The following is an 11,948-nucleotide window of genomic DNA, read 5'->3' on the forward strand; positions in this document are numbered from 1 at the left end:
CGGGTGCGGGGGTCTCGACGTCGCTCGCTGGCGCTCGCTGCTCGACCACCGTCTCCGTCGTTGGTCGAGCTTGTCGAGACCCCCGTTTCCGTCGTTGGTCGAGCTTGTCGAGACCCCCGTGCCTGAGGCACACGCTCGGGTGCGGGGGTCTCGACGTCGCTCGCTGGCGCTCGCTGCTCGATCGGCGGAGGTGCCTGTGCACCAGGGCGTCGGGCTGTCCGCGACCACGGCTAGGGTTCTCTGGTGCCTGACGCCCCCTCCGTGACCGAGCTGCTGAGCACCGCGGTCGCGGCGCTCGGTGGGCAGGAGCGCGCCGGGCAGGTGCAGATGGCCGAGGCCGTCACCGACGCGATGGAGAACGAGCGGCACCTGCTCGTCCAGGCCGGCACCGGCACCGGCAAGTCGCTGGCCTACCTCGTGCCCAGCCTGCTCCACCGCGACCGCGTCGTGATCGCCACCGCGACCCTCGCGCTCCAGCACCAGCTGGTCGAGCGCGACCTCCCGCGGCTCGTCGAGGCCGTGAAGGCTCAGTCATCCTCGGCTGGCGTGGACACGTCGTACGCCGTCCTCAAGGGTCGCTCCAACTACGCCTGCCTGCACCGCATCCGCGAGGGCGTGCCCGACGACCAGGGCACGCTCGAGGTCGAGCTGCCGACCGGCTCGCTGGGCAAGAAGGTCCTCGAGCTGCGCGAGTGGGCCGAGGAGCAGTCCGAGGACGGCGGCAGCGGCGAGCGCGACAACGCGCCGCGGCACACCGACAAGGAGTGGCGCCAGGTCAGCGTCAACCACCGCGAGTGCCTCGGCGCCGCGAAGTGCCCGTTCGGCCAGGAGTGCTTCGCCGAGCGCGCCAAGGAGAAGGCGCACAAGTCGCACCTCATCGTCACCAACCACTCGCTGCTCGCGATCGACGCGATCGAGGGCGTGCCGATGATCCCCGACTACGACGTCGTGGTGATCGACGAGGCGCACGAGCTCACGACCCGGGTGACCCAGGCGGCCACCGACGAGCTGTGGGCGGCCGAGGTCGAGCGGGCCGCCCGGCGCAGCCAGCGGCATGTCGAGGGCGACCAGGCCAACGAGCTCGCCGACGCGGCCGACGCGCTGCGCGCGGCGATCAACGACGCCCGCCCCGGCCGCTTCGAGCGGATCCCCGAGGACCTCGCCGACGCGCTGGTGCTGGTCCGCGACGCGGCCCGCGCGTGCGTCTCGGCGTACCCCAAGGCGGACAAGGACGACGACGGCGACGCGGGTCTGCAGCAGGCCAAGGGCGCGGTGCAGGAGGTGTTCGCGACCGCCGAGCGGATGGCCGCCGACCTCGACTCCGACGTGCTCTGGATGTCCGAGGGCACCGAGCGGATGCCGCCGCGGCTGTGCGTCGCACCGCTGCAGGTCTGGGGCCCGATGCGCGACAAGCTGCTCACCGACAAGACCGTGGTGTTCACCTCGGCGACCCTGATGCTCGGTGGCGACTTCAACTCGATCGCGACCAGCGTCGGCCTCAAGCCGTCCGAGCGCGAGGCCGAGCACACGCCCGACACGATGCCGTGGCGCGGGATCGACGTCGGCAGCCCGTTCGACTACGGCCGGCAGGCGATCCTGTACGTCGCCCGCCACCTGCCGCAGCCGGGCCGCGACGGGATGGCGCCGGCGGTGCTCGACGAGATCGTCGACCTGGTCGACGCCGCGAACGGCCGCACGCTCGGACTGTTCTCCAGCAGGCGCGCGGCCGAGGCCGCGGCCGAGGTGATCCGCGAGCGGCTGCCGCACCTCACGACGCTCGCGCAGGGCGACGCCCAGCTGCCCGAGCTCGCGGCGCAGTTCGTCGGCGACCCGCACACCTGCCTGTTCGGCACCCTCAGCCTGTGGCAGGGGCTCGACGTCCCGGGCGACACCTGCCAGCTGGTGCTGATCGACCGGATCCCGTTCCCGCGGCCCGACGACCCGCTGCTCAGCGCGCGGCAGAAGGCCGCCGACCAGGCCGGCGGCAACGGCTTCATGCAGGTCGCCGCCACGCACGCGGCGCTGCTGCTCGCGCAGGGCGCCGGCCGGCTGATCCGCACGACCACCGACCGCGGCGTCGTCGCGGTGCTCGACCCGCGGCTCGCGACCGCGCGGTACGGCAGCTTCCTCAAGTCGAGCCTGCCGCCGATGTGGACCACGACGGACCCGGCGGTCGCCCGCCAGGCGTTGACGCGGCTGGCCGCTACCTGACCGCGGTCGCCCGGACCCGGAACGGCAGGTCGTCGTCCTGCGGCGTGCCCTGGCACGACCAGTCCGACCCGCGCCAGCAGCGCGCGTAGCCGATCCCCGCGTTGGCCAGCGTGACGTCGACGTGCGTGACGCGCGGCCCGAAGTCGACGGTGGTGAGGGCGTCGCCGGACCGGTCGAGGGTGATCGGGATCGTCGTCGGACGGCCGACGGTGCGGAACACGGTCGCGACCGCGCCGGAGCCGCGGCTGATCCTCGGCAGGTCGAGCTGCAGATCGAGGCGGCGCGCCCGCATCGAGGCGGAGCGGTTGAAGCGCACGGTCCGCGCGGCGAGGTGGTCGATGGTGCGGCTGACGACGCCGGAGTCGCGGCGGCTGCCGTTGAGGGCGAACGTCCCGTCGAGCCGGGCGACCGGGTAGCGGTTCGCCGAGCCCTCGTCGTACGTCGCTCCCGGTCGGCGGTTCGCCGCCGCGAAGCGGGCCCAGGTCCGGCGCAGGCCGGGGCCCCGGTCGGCGAGCACGCGGGCGACCGCCTGGATCGAGTAGTCGTCCGGCGAGGTCTTGGCGGAGCCGTCGGCGCGCTCCCAGATGTTGCGGACGATCACCGGCAGCCCGCCGGCCTCCTGGGGGAAGCGCTCGGACAGGTAGCGGAAGAAGATCCAGTCGCCGTACTGGCGCAGGCCCCCGAAGTGGTCCATCGACTGGCGCGGCTGGGCCAGCGGGCTCTCCCCGAGGTACTGCACGTTGTCGTTCACGTCGTCGTACAGCTCGTCCTCAGCCCACGTGGCGGTGGCCTCCATGAACCAGCCGTCCTCGTAGTAGTCGTACGCGAACTGCACGGCGTGGAAGAGCTCGTGCGCCGCGGTCACCTGGAGGTTCTCGAGCGGGGTGTGGGTCGGGAACTCGGCGTAGTTGTTGTCGAAGGCGCAGTACGCCGGAGCGCCGTACGGCCCGGCGGTCGAGGGCGGGTCGTCGCTGTCGCAGTAGCCGTACAGGCCCTGGTTGCCGAGGTCGTCGAGGTAGATGTCGAGCAGCCCGTTGCCGCCGCCGGTCGTGCCGTCGGACATCGGCGCCTGGTAGCCGGCCGCCTCGTAGACGCCGAGGACGTGGTCGGCGGTGGTGCCGACCTGGTCGACGTACGCCGAGGTCGCGTCGCCGGTGAACCAGTGCACGCGCACGTGGTCGAAGTCGCGGGTGCGGTCGCCGCCGGGACGCCGCAGCAGCCGGTCGGCGGTGAGCCGCTGGGTGCCGACGAGCTCGTCGCGCTGGGTGCGGAGCTCGCGCAGCGCGAGGGTCATGTCGCGGTCGCTCTTGCCGGCCAGCACGTCCTGCACCACGTCGAGCGCCTGCACGGCTGCGCGGCTGCTGGTCGGCTCGGGCTGCGGGTTCGGCACGATCTCGGCCTGCGCGGGCACGGTCGCGACCGTGGCGAGGAGGGCCGCGCACGCGGCGAGCGCAAGAGCAGGGCGGAGAGGCACCCGCCTACTCAACCAAACGATGCTGTGAATCACCCAAGCAGGGCGCGTCCGTCGTACCCGCCGGACGGGCGCCCGACGTCGAAGAACCTGGCCAGCGTGGGGGCGACGTCGAGGGTGCGCGCCACGCGGGACGAGACCTCGGCGGTCGGGACGACGGGGTGGCCGCCTGCGACGAAGAACGGGATCGCGCGGGTCGCCGGGTGGCCGTGGTTGCCGGGGATCGGGTTGGAGGTGAGCGGATCCGGATCGCTGAAACGCCAGCCCGCCCGGCAGAACACCACGACGTCGCCGGCCTCCGGCCCGAGGCGCAGCCAGTCGGCGGTGCGGGCGTACGCCGCCAGGACGCCGTCCTGCTCGCGCGCGATCGCGCGCATCCGGTCGACGGCCCGCTCGCGCTGGCTGCGCGGGCCGGTCCAGTACAGGAGGTCGGCCCCGCCGTTGTCGGCGATCTGGACCTTCCCGGCGAGCAGCGGGTCGCCCTCGAGCGGGCCGGCCAGCGAGATCACCTTGTCAGGCGTCGACCAGTCCATCGAGTGGTCGGCGAGCACGATGACGACGGCGTTCTCCCAGGCCCCGCTGGCCTTCAGTGCGTCGATGAACCGCTGGACCTGCACGTCGGTGTCGGCCAGCGCGAGCCGCCGCGCGAGCTGGAGCGTGGTGCCGGTCAGGTCGGCATGGCCGAAGCGGTCGATGTCGCCGAGGTTCACGAACATCAGGTTCGGGTCGAGCTCCTCGTGCATCGCCAGCGCGGCCTCGATCGTGAACACGTCAGGGGCGTGCTCGGTGATCGGCAGCGTCGGCGACGGCTCCCACCGGTGCGTGGCCCGGCCGCCGAACACGCCGTACAGGTAGCTCTTGCTGAGCACCGTGCCGGTGGTGTGCCCGCGCCGGTTGAGCCGGCCGATCACGGTCTCGCAGCGGATGTCGGACGGCCGGTCCAGGTCACGGACCGCCCCGCGCCTGCGGTCGTAGACCGAGTTCGCCGAGACGCCGGTCCGGTCGGGGCGCAGCCCGGTCATCATCATCACGTGGTTGGGGATCGTCTCCATCACGGGCATCGACAGGGCCTGCGCGAACCGCAGCCCGCCGTCGCGCAGGGCCGCGAGGTTCGGCGTCAGCCCGGAGTCGAGCTCGTCGGGACGGCAGCCGTCGATCACCAGGACGTAGGCCCGCTTGCGGCTGCGGGCGGCGTGGGCCGGCGTACCGGCGATCGTCGAGAAGACCAGGCCGGCGGCGCCCGCCTGCAGGAACGTACGACGCTTCACACCGGCTCCTCGGCGGGCTCGACCCGGCCGGTGCCGGTCCTGGTCGCCCACGAGACCGCCCAGGTGATGTCGGTGTCGCGGTCGGCGCGGTCGCCGATGACGTACCAGTCCATCTGTGCGCGCGCCGGCGTCAGGTCGAGGACGGAGAAGCCGTGGCTGTCGAAGTCGAGGTACTTGATGTGCCGGTTGTTGGCGGTGATCAGGGCCTCGACCGCGAGGCTGGTCGTGCGTGGTGGGGTGCCGGTGATGTCCTTGAGGTTGTTCGACGTCACCGAGGAGCAGACGAACTCGACGCCGGCCGAGGCGCCGACCGGATAGGTGGAGGCGTCGTACGGCAGCTCGCACGCCCAGCCGGAGTGGATGTCGCCGGTGATGAAGAGCGCGTCGGTCACCTGGTGGTCGCGGATGTGCTGGAACACCTCGCGCCGGTCGTCGGTGTAGCCGTCCCACTGGTCGACGTTGTACGGGACGCCGTCGCGGGGGAGCAGCCCGGTCACGTCGTTGATCGGGTCGAGCAGCGCGTCGGGGAGGCCGGCGAAGTCGACCGGCGCGATCATCACCGGGTTGCCGATGACCTTCCACTGGGCGCGTCCGGGGTGCAGCGAGTCCTTGAGCCAGTCGAGCTGCTGGCGGCCGGTGATCGTGCGGTCGGGGTCGCTGACGTCCGGGCCGGGGGCGCTCGCCTGCGCGTCGCGGTGGCTCCGCAGGTCCAGCATGCTGATCTCGGCGAGCCTGCCGAAGCGGAGCCGGCGGTAGAGCCGGTCGCCGTCACGCAGCCGGGCGGTGCCGTCCATGCGCACCGGCATCCACTCGTCGTACGCCCGGTGCGCCCGCGCCCGGCGCTTCCGGTAGGCGCCCTCGCCGAGGTCGGTGTTGTAGTTCTCCGCGCCGCCCGCGTACTGGTCGTTGGTGACCTCATGGTCGTCCCAGGTGACGATCCACGGGTACTTCGCGTGCAGGTCCTGGAGGTCGGCGTCGCGCTTGTACTGCGCGTGTCGCCGCCGGTAGTCGGCGAGCGACACCATCTCGTGCGCGGGCTCGTGGGAGCGGATGTCCTCGTCGTCGAAGCCGTAGCCGTACTGGCTCGGGCCGTACTCGTAGAGGTAGTCGCCGAGGTGCACCACCGCGTGCAGGTCGTCGCGCGCGGCCAGCCCGCGGTAGGCGCTGAACCAGCCGGCCTGGAGGTTGGCGCAGGACACCACACCGAAGCGCAGGTTGTCCGGCGTCGCGTCGGGGCCCGGCGCGGTGCGGGTGCGCCCGACCCGGCTGGCGACACCGGCGTGGACGAAGCGGTAGTGGTACCAGGTCGCGGGCGAGAGCCCGGTGACGTCGACCTTGACGGTGTGGTCGCGGCTCGCGGTCGTGGTGAACGTGCCGCGGCGTACGACGTCGCGGAACCGCGCGTCGTGCGCGACCTCCCATCGCACGTCGGCGCGCCGGCTGCTGGTGGTGAGGCGCGTCCAGATCAGGACGGCGTCGGGCAGTGGGTCACCCGAGGCGACGCCGTGGCGGAAGTACGACGGCGCCGTCGAGGTGGCATGGCCGGGGGACCCGGTCAGCGCGGCGGCACCGACGGTCGCGGCGGTCGCGGTGCCGAGGACGGTACGGCGATGCAGTGCAGATGCGCGGGGCGAAGGCGTGGTCACGCCTCAGTCAACGACCGCGGGCTCCTCGCGTGATGCCTGTCCGTCGGGTTCACCGAGTGTTCGCCTGCGCAGCAGCGGTGGCACCGGGATCCGGCCGACCGCCATCGCGACGGCCCAGGCCAGCGCGATCACCATCCAGCCGACCAGCGCGTCGATGACCCAGTGGTTGCCGGTGCCGACGATGACGACCGCGGTGCCGAGGGCGTAGGTCCAGCCGAGGACGCGCACCCACTTGCGGGTGGCGTAGAACTGCAGCGCGAGCGCGACCCACAGCGCCCAGCCGGCGTGCATCGAGGGGAACGCCGCGAGCTCGTTGGTCAGCCCGCCGAGGCCACGGGGAGCGGAGGCGTCCGCGCCCCACCAGCCGTCCGCGGCGTGCAGGCTGAGCACGTCGACGTACCCACCGATGAAGCGCGGGGGTGCGGTCGGCAGGGCGATGTAGGCGAGCAGCGCGAACAGCGTGCCGATCGCGAGCGCGCGGCGGGCCGGGCCGTAGCGGTCGGCGCCGAGGCGCCAGAGCCAGATCAGCACGGCGCCGGTGACGACGTAGTGGAGGGTGGCGTACCAGTAGCTGCCGAGCAGGCCGATGATCCGGTGGTCGGTGAACAGCTGGTTGAGGGCGAACTCCCACTGGATGCCGATGATGCCCTCGACGTGCAGCAGCTCGTCGGCGCGCTCGAGGGCGGGCTTCATGTTCGTGTCGGCGAGCAGCCGGGCCAGGCTGTAGACCACCCAGAAGACGAGGATCAGCAGCAGCTCGAGCACCGCTCGGGCCCACCCCGGCAGGGTGGTGGTGCGGGCAAGCGCAGGTGCTGACGACACAGCACCAGCGTTGTTCATGCACCCTCCCTGTGCCATCCGGGACCTACCCGGAACCAACACCAGGGTCTGCTCAGGTAATCCCCCGATAGCGGAGAATTTTCTCAGACCCGGCGCAGCACTGCCGTCACTTTACCGAGGATCGTGGCGTTCGTGCCGTCGATCGGATCGTAGGCGGGGTTGTGGGGCAGGAGCCACACATTTCCGTCCTTGCGCTGGAACGTCTTGACCGTGGCCTCGCCGTCGATCATCGCGGCGACGATCTCGCCGTTCTCGGCGGTGGGCTGCTGGCGGATCACGACGTAGTCGCCGTTGCAGATCGCCGCGTCCACCATCGAGTCGCCGGAGACCTCGAGCAGGAACAGCTGTCCCTCGCCGACGAGCTGCTTGGGCAGCGGGAAGACGTCCTCGACCCGCTCCTCGGCGAGGATCGGGCCACCGGCCGCGATCCGGCCGACCATCGGGACGTACGTCGCCGCCGGCATGGAGTCGCCGACGCCGGTCTCGTCGTACGACGTCTCGTCGGCGCTCGACATCGAGCGGCGTGCGGCCATCACCTCGGGGAGGAAGACCTCGAGCGCGCGCGGCCGGTTGGGGTCGCGCTTGAGGAAGCCCTTCTCCTCCAGGACCTTGAGCTGGTGGGCGACGCTCGAGGAGCTGGTCAGCCCGACGGCCTCACCGATCTCACGCATGCTCGGCGGGTAGCCGCGCTTCTCGATCGAGTCCTTGATGTGCGCCAGCACCCGCTGCTGACGCGGGGTCAGCCCGGTGGCGTCCGGCGGGCCGTCGGGGAGCTCGGCGACCGTCTTCGCGTCAGTCTTCTTGGTGGCCATGGGCTCACCGTAGCGACCAACCGCCGCGCATTTCAAACGTCTGTTCGAATCGCGTGTCGCGTCGCCGCCGTTCGAGAACGTTCGAACAATTGTTCGTGTCGAGCCTTGATTCGTTCGAACAGGTGCTCTAACGTCGTACACATGTTCGATCGAACGTCTGATCGAGCAGGAGGTCCAGACAGGTCCAGCAGCACTGTCGGTGGCCACCACTAGAACTACTCACGACAGCGACCCAGCCCCCTTCCCCCGGAGGTCCCGATGAGCACGATCACCCTCGAGCAGATCAACTGGACGCCCGCCCCGCGACGCGGCACGGTGCGGCTGACCCGGCGCGGCCGGCTCGTGGTGTTCGTGATCGCGCTCCTCGCGGTGCTCACGGTCGGCATCCTGCTGGCGCAGGGCTCGGTCGCCACCGGCGAGAAGGGCACCCCCGCCCCGACCCGCGTAGTGATGGTCGGCGCCGGCGACACCCTCTGGGACATCGCCTCCGGCATCGCCGCCGACGGTGACGTGCGCGGCATGATGCAGGAGATCGAGGACCTCAACGCCCTCGAGTCGAGCTCGCTCGCCGCCGGCCAGAAGCTGCGCGTGCCCGTGCAGTAGCACGTACACAGACTTCGTCAGCCGCTTCGACCCCGGCTGACGAGCCGGGGAAGACGAGGGGCGGGATCCCGTGATCCCGCCTCTCGCGGCATTTCCGGGCACGCACGGCGGTTGCGGAAGGCGCCCTCGGCCGTAGACCCCGGTGGTTGAGGAAGGGCCCCCTGGGCCGTAGGCCCGGTGGTTGAGGAAGGCCCCCTGGGGCCTGTCTCGAAACCACCACAGCAGACGCGGCTACCGCGCGGCGCGCCGCCCGCCGATCGGAGGCGGCGGCTCGTCGTCGGCGCTCTTCTTGTCCGGACCCTTGGTGATCCCGAGCCGCCGGGTGATCGCCGCGATCAGCATCAGCCCGACGAACAGGCACGCCACCGCGCCGACCGAGGCCAGCGCGAGGAACCACCAGGCCGTGGCGTCGCCACCACGGGCGGTCGAGCCGAAGTCGATCGCCGCCCAGACCAGGTAGCCCCACGCGACGATGCAGCCGGTGACGGCGAGCGCGAGGCCGAGCAGCGCCGGCTGGAACCCGGACTTCTGGCGAGGGCCACGTCGCGACCCCGCGCGCTTGCCTCCGCTCGTCCCCGTCACAGGGACAGTCTCGCCGATCGCTGGTCGGCGGTGGACGCGACCCTCAGGCGACCAGCTCGAGCTCCAGCTCGTCCCGCAGTCGGGCCAGCAGCCGGGAGAGCAGCCGGGAGACCTGCATCTGGGTCACGCCGATCTCCTTGCCGATCTCGGACTGCGTGCAGCCGCGGAAGAACCGCATCTCCACGATCTTGCGCTCACGCGGGGAGAGTCGCGCCAGGATCGGCGTGAGCATCGCGCGCGCCTCGGCGTGGTCGAAGCCCGGGTCGGTGATCCCGATCCGCGGGCCGAGCGCGTCGGCCTCGGCGTGGGTCGGGGCATCGAGCGACGCCGGCGCGAAGCAGCCGCTCGCGCCGAGGGCGTCGATGACGACCTCCAGGTCGATGTCGAGGTGCCGGGCGATGTCGGATGGTCGTGGTGCGCGGCCGAGCAGCTGGTACAGCTCCGGCTCGCTGGCGATGATCTTGGTCTGGGTCTCCTGGATGGAGCGCGGCGGTCGCACCGTCCAGCCGAGGTCGCGGAAGTGCCGGCGTACTTCCCCTCGGATCGTGGGGATCGCGAAGCTGAGGAAGTCGTGGCCGCGGTCGGGGTCGAAGCCGCGCACGGCCTTGACCAGGCCGAGGTAGGCGACCTGCTCGAGGTCCTCGGTCGCGATGCCGCGGGAGCGGAAGCGCCGGGTGGCATCGACGGCGACGGGCATGTTCAGGCGGACGAGCTGGTCCTCGATGTCGGCGCGGGCGGCTTCGTGGGCCTGGGCGCGCTCGGCGAACAGTCGTGCGGTTTCTTCGGAGCGGTTCAGCGTGACAGTCATCGTTGACCTCATCTTCATCGCGGGGGTGTGGACCGGTGTCCCCAGTGCCACTTGACACCTGCCGCTCCTGGTGCCACGGCAAACCACCCGGAGGGGTGGTGCGGAGGCGTGCGAGAGTGGAGAGATGACGTGGCTCGGGACCGCCGTGGCCGTCGCCGTCACTGCCGTGGTTCCGCCCGGCCCGGTGACCGCGGCGCCCGCCGCGGACGGATCGGTCGTCGTCCGCTCGACGTGCCAGGAGCTGGGCCGTGTCGTGGTCCGCAAGCACGACCGCGGTGGCCACACCCACGTGTCGGTCGACGGCATCGGCGTGGCCGACCGGCGTTGGACGGGGGAGTACTGGCTCGAGGTCGGCGTCGACGACACCAACGACGAGTACCTCCGGTTCCGGTCCCGTGACGGCCGCTTCCACCAGGAGTTCGACGTCGACGGCACCGGTACGTCGGCGAGCCTCGACCTGGAGCGCGGCCGGCCGCAGGCCTGCTTCGCCGGGTACGACGAGAAGGGCCGCTACACCGTCCTCAGCGGGACCGACATGCGGGTGCTCGTGCGGCACCGCGACGTGGAGCAGGTCGGCATTCGCGGCTCGGTCGACTGCCGCATCGGCAGCGCCTGGCGGGTGACGGTGAGGGTCGAGTTCGGGGACCGCGACACCCGGTTCGAGAGCGTCCGGCGTACGTGCCGGCGGGGCTGGACCGAGTTCGGCGGCTCCACCGGGCTGGCCGCCACGCAGGTGGATCGACCGACCGCCATCTCGCTGGTCGCGCACGGCTTCGGTGGACAGGTCCGGCGGGCCGAGCTCCGCGTCCGCTGACCCCTACCACAGGCCCCGCGACACGCCCTGTCCAGCGCCCGATCTTCGGGCCGTCGTACGCCCTGACCTGCGGCTTTACCGAAGCCCGCCGGGCTGGCCGAGGAACTTCTCCGCACTACTTGCGTGCTCCGTCGGCCGGGCGTACGGTTACCCCTACATGTAGTACTTACAGCCGTGTAGTTATCCACATCTAGTGCACAGACCAGGTGCGGAACACCCACAGGCGGCTACGGGTTCTACACAGTGTGACCCCCGTTATCCACAGCCTCGCACCCTCCCTCACGGGAGGTGCTGGCGCGCCCTGAGGAAGGAGCCCCGCGATGCACTGTCCGTACTGCCGGCACACCGACACCCGGGTGCTCGACTCGCGGGTCGCGGACGACGGGGGCTCGATCCGGCGGCGGCGTACCTGCTCCTCCTGCGAGCGCCGGTTCACCACCGTCGAGCTGATGCAGCTGACCGTGCTCAAGCGCTCCGGCGCCTCCGAGCCCTTCACCCGCGACAAGGCGATCTCGGGCGTCCGGAAGGCCTGCAAGGGCCGCCCGGTCACCGAGGACCAGCTCGCCTGCCTCGGCCAGGCGGTCGAGGACGCGCTCCGGCTCGAGGGAGCCGCCGAGATCCCGGCCCACGAGGTGGGCCTGGCGATCCTCGGTCCGCTGCGCGAGCTCGACGAGGTCGCCTACCTGCGCTTCGCGAGCGTGTACCGCGCCTTCGAGTCGGCCGACGACTTCGAGGATGAGATCGCCGTTCTCCGAGCAGAACGCGCGGTCGCCACCTCAGCCCCTCCGGGCTGACCAGAGACCGCCCGGCGCGGGTAGTGGGGAAGCTGCGCGCGCCGGGCGCACCAACGTCGGCACCGATGTCGGTGCCAGCAGCAATAGTTCGATTCAGAG

The 11,948-nt window shown here is 71.6% G+C and carries 11 protein-coding genes; 4 read left to right on the forward strand and 7 right to left on the reverse strand.

All coding sequences use genetic code 11. From position 1 onward, the window contains the following. Window positions 1-243 precede the first annotated feature (243 nt). Window positions 244-2,211 carry an ATP-dependent DNA helicase gene (locus MJ604_RS01980; protein WP_243056595.1) on the forward strand — a complete coding sequence of 656 codons (1,968 nt, stop codon included), beginning with the start codon at window positions 244-246 and terminating at the stop codon, window positions 2,209-2,211. Here MJ604_RS01980 and MJ604_RS01985 read toward each other — a convergent pair. The 5 genes from MJ604_RS01985 to lexA form a co-directional block, all read right to left on the reverse strand. After that, window positions 2,204-3,685 (reverse strand): MXAN_6640 family putative metalloprotease, encoded by a 1,482-nt coding sequence (locus MJ604_RS01985; protein ID WP_243056596.1) that lies wholly within the window; start codon window positions 3,683-3,685, stop codon window positions 2,204-2,206. The two genes, MJ604_RS01980 and MJ604_RS01985, sit on opposite strands and share 8 nt — an antisense overlap. 29 nt (window positions 3,686-3,714) lie before the next feature. Continuing rightward, on the reverse strand, window positions 3,715-4,950 hold the full coding sequence (locus MJ604_RS01990) for an alkaline phosphatase family protein (protein ID WP_243056597.1): 1,236 nt from the start codon (window positions 4,948-4,950) through the stop codon (window positions 3,715-3,717). Further along, complete coding sequence (locus tag MJ604_RS01995; protein ID WP_243056598.1) at window positions 4,947-6,596, reverse strand: alkaline phosphatase; 1,650 nt, start codon at window positions 6,594-6,596, stop codon at window positions 4,947-4,949. Before MJ604_RS01995 ends, MJ604_RS01990 begins: the two co-directional genes overlap by 4 nt. 3 nt (window positions 6,597-6,599) lie before the next feature. After that, window positions 6,600-7,418 carry a phosphatase PAP2 family protein gene (locus tag MJ604_RS02000; protein ID WP_243056599.1) on the reverse strand — a complete coding sequence of 273 codons (819 nt, stop codon included), beginning with the start codon at window positions 7,416-7,418 and terminating at the stop codon, window positions 6,600-6,602. Between the two features lie 101 nt (window positions 7,419-7,519). Beyond that, the gene (gene lexA, locus MJ604_RS02005; RefSeq protein ID WP_243056600.1) at window positions 7,520-8,248 is read right to left on the reverse strand and encodes a transcriptional repressor LexA; all 729 of its coding nucleotides are present in this window, start codon (window positions 8,246-8,248) and stop codon (window positions 7,520-7,522) included. Between the two features lie 258 nt (window positions 8,249-8,506). Here lexA and MJ604_RS02010 point away from each other — a divergent pair, with 258 nt between their 5' ends. Next, window positions 8,507-8,851, forward strand: coding sequence for a LysM peptidoglycan-binding domain-containing protein (locus MJ604_RS02010; RefSeq protein ID WP_243056601.1), 345 nt, complete (start codon window positions 8,507-8,509; stop codon window positions 8,849-8,851). 231 nt (window positions 8,852-9,082) lie between these two features. Here the strand turns inward: MJ604_RS02010 and MJ604_RS02015 are convergent, their stop codons facing one another. Together MJ604_RS02015 and MJ604_RS02020 are read right to left on the reverse strand one after the other, a co-directional pair. Continuing rightward, window positions 9,083-9,433 (reverse strand): hypothetical protein, encoded by a 351-nt coding sequence (locus MJ604_RS02015; RefSeq protein ID WP_243056602.1) that lies wholly within the window; start codon window positions 9,431-9,433, stop codon window positions 9,083-9,085. 43 nt (window positions 9,434-9,476) lie between these two features. Continuing rightward, the gene (locus tag MJ604_RS02020; protein WP_243056603.1) at window positions 9,477-10,241 is read right to left on the reverse strand and encodes a sigma-70 family RNA polymerase sigma factor; all 765 of its coding nucleotides are present in this window, start codon (window positions 10,239-10,241) and stop codon (window positions 9,477-9,479) included. 124 nt (window positions 10,242-10,365) lie between these two features. Here MJ604_RS02020 and MJ604_RS02025 point away from each other — a divergent pair, with 124 nt between their 5' ends. Together MJ604_RS02025 and nrdR are read left to right on the forward strand one after the other, a co-directional pair. Continuing rightward, window positions 10,366-11,055, forward strand: coding sequence for a hypothetical protein (locus MJ604_RS02025; RefSeq protein ID WP_243056604.1), 690 nt, complete (start codon window positions 10,366-10,368; stop codon window positions 11,053-11,055). Window positions 11,056-11,375: 320 nt separating this feature from the next. Beyond that, window positions 11,376-11,849, forward strand: a complete 474-nt coding sequence (gene nrdR / locus MJ604_RS02030) for a transcriptional regulator NrdR (protein WP_243056605.1) — start codon at window positions 11,376-11,378, stop codon at window positions 11,847-11,849. Window positions 11,850-11,948 lie beyond the last annotated feature (99 nt).

This window comes from Nocardioides sp. SR21 (assembly GCF_022761125.1).
In the GTDB taxonomy this organism is placed as follows: Bacteria; Actinomycetota; Actinomycetes; order Propionibacteriales; family Nocardioidaceae; genus Nocardioides.

Excerpts from the sequence above, each read along its gene's own strand:
- lexA (WP_243056600.1), bottom strand. The coding sequence starts at position 8,248 with ATGGCCACCAAGAAGACTGACGCGAAGACGGTCGCCGAGCTCCCCGAC.
- MJ604_RS02010 (WP_243056601.1), top strand. The coding sequence starts at position 8,507 with ATGAGCACGATCACCCTCGAGCAGATCAACTGGACGCCCGCCCCGCGA.
- MJ604_RS02020 (WP_243056603.1), bottom strand. The coding sequence starts at position 10,241 with ATGACTGTCACGCTGAACCGCTCCGAAGAAACCGCACGACTGTTCGCC.
- MJ604_RS02025 (WP_243056604.1), top strand. The coding sequence starts at position 10,366 with ATGACGTGGCTCGGGACCGCCGTGGCCGTCGCCGTCACTGCCGTGGTT.
- nrdR (WP_243056605.1), top strand. The coding sequence starts at position 11,376 with ATGCACTGTCCGTACTGCCGGCACACCGACACCCGGGTGCTCGACTCG.